Here is a 1793-nt window from a genome sequence, read left to right as displayed (position 1 = left end):
ACGATCAAGTCTGGTTGAATCCGGAACGGATTCGGCCAGAAGCACTACAGCAAGCAGCTTGAGATGACGCGACAACTACGTTGACAAACACCGGTTTCAGGATCCCAACGCTCGCTATCGAGTTACTCGGCGACCTCGATCTGCCTAGTGAGCTGTTTACTAGGCAGCACAGGCTGAACGGCGAACGGAATGAAGAAGCAAGTGCAGACGCTGGTCCTATGCTACGCCAGCTGCTAGACCGCATTCCTCCCCACAAGCCTGAGTCGCAACGGGAATTGGCCTTTGTAAACTCGGTTTTTTCCCATTGGAGAGACCGTGGTCGGCTGTCCAGTAAGCAGGTTGATACGATTGAACAAATCGCAACACGGTACGGGATGTTTGTCGCCGCCCATCACTACATTGGGCGCGCCATGGACGAGTGGCGCCAACCTTATCGTGATGCTGAAGCCCGAAGGATCGCCGCAACTTACGCGCGGGACAGAGAGGAAAAAGCTGCTACGCAAGCACGGCAACAGCAAGAGCGAGTTCGGGCTACCGCTGCGGCACATAAGCCGGAGCGAAACCGGGATGCGGCCCTAGCACATAATCGACAGATTAAGGTGGAGCTGGAAAAAATGGAGCGGGACGGCGGGCTCGATCAGCTTGAAAGGCTGATCGATGCGGTATTTCCCGAATCTACGCTGAGTATGCGAACGAAGGTAGCAGCATATGCTGGCGCTGGATCGAAAGAGCTGCGGGTTTGCATTGCGGCGCTGGCATTCGGTAAGCCGCCAGCGCTGGTATGGAAACAATCCGGCCAGATGACTCAGCCAGGCGCCGAGTCTGAACAATGGCAAACATTGCTTATTCATCCAGCGCTAAAGGCCTTCAACCTTCGGCTCAACGAATAGCATTCTATTGCGCAGAGGTGTGGCTGAACAGCGGGAACGATAAGCTGCACTAAGCCACCACATTACTTTCTAAAGCTGTTTAGAAAGCCAAGAATATGATTGAAGTCAGGCCACGTGAGACACGCGAAAGTGCTGGAACACATCAGGGTAGCGGCTGGCCAAGCGATCTTCAAGCACATGCCGTCGCGCATGGATCACACTGGCGTGGGCGCTGCCGTTCCTGGGCAAGGAGGTAGCCCAGCAGCCGCCTTTATTTTTCCTGCCCACGGCGTCGCGAGTTCAGTACCAGCTGATCGTACGCTCCCTTGACGTTCAGCCGCAGCCACTCGCGGTACTCGGCATAAGAAGCATACCGGTCGAGCCTGATCTCGGCCTGCATCTGTTGCAGCGACTGGCCCCTATTGATGCCCTCGGGGACCGCGGCGCGGCAAGTCCTCGAGGTAGGCCAGGAACTCGCGCACGTCGGCTTTTGAGCTGGGTTCCCCATGGCCGGGCGCCACCAGCTTGAAATCGATCGCCAGCGCTTCCCGCAGCAACGCGATCATCCGCCGAACTTCCTGCGGATTTTCCGTCTTCAGCCAGCGGGCCGCATCGGCGTTGATCGGATCCGTCATCAGCGCGCTTTCCTTGCCGAGGATGAAGACCGGGTGGTCGTCTTCTGCTGTGCAAAACATTTGATGCCCGCAGCCAAGGGGCAGGTATCATGGCTGCATTTTGCAAACCGGCAAGAACATGAGGTGCAACGGCGAACAGCGTGATGTGATTACGTGTTTAGATCTGGAGCAAATAATGACGCCGCCGCGGCAATACTAAAGTGGACCCATCAGTCAAGACACTCAGCCGGCTAGTTTAAGCTGTGTCCATTTCCACTTCAGCAGCTGCCCGGCGCTGCCCCGTTCCGCC

2 protein-coding genes are annotated in these 1793 nt (G+C 56.7%); one reads left to right on the top strand and one right to left on the bottom strand.

What is annotated here, in order from left to right:
• Positions 1 to 218 precede the first annotated feature (218 nt).
• Positions 219 to 890 carry a hypothetical protein gene (locus tag ABIB42_RS25850; RefSeq protein ID WP_005666872.1) on the top strand — a complete coding sequence of 224 codons (672 nt, stop codon included), beginning with the start codon at positions 219 to 221 and terminating at the stop codon, positions 888 to 890.
• A 398-nt stretch (positions 891 to 1288) separates the two neighbouring features.
• Here the strand turns inward: ABIB42_RS25850 and ABIB42_RS25845 are convergent, their stop codons facing one another.
• Positions 1289 to 1504 (bottom strand): hypothetical protein, encoded by a 216-nt coding sequence (locus ABIB42_RS25845; protein WP_157225559.1) that lies wholly within the window; start codon positions 1502 to 1504, stop codon positions 1289 to 1291.
• Between the last annotated feature and the right edge of the window lie 289 nt (positions 1505 to 1793).

Origin of the sequence: Massilia sp. UYP32, assembly GCF_050434365.1 — a bacterium.
GTDB lineage: Bacteria > Pseudomonadota > Gammaproteobacteria > Burkholderiales > Burkholderiaceae_D > Telluria > Telluria timonae.
The sequence above is the reverse complement of the archived record's forward strand: the minus strand, read 5'-3'. Positions and strand labels throughout refer to the sequence as shown.

Coding starts and splice junctions, on each gene's coding strand:
- ABIB42_RS25850 (WP_005666872.1), top strand. CDS start 219: ATGCTACGCCAGCTGCTAGACCGCATTCCTCCCCACAAGCCTGAGTCG.
- ABIB42_RS25845 (WP_157225559.1), bottom strand. CDS start 1,504: ATGACGGATCCGATCAACGCCGATGCGGCCCGCTGGCTGAAGACGGAA.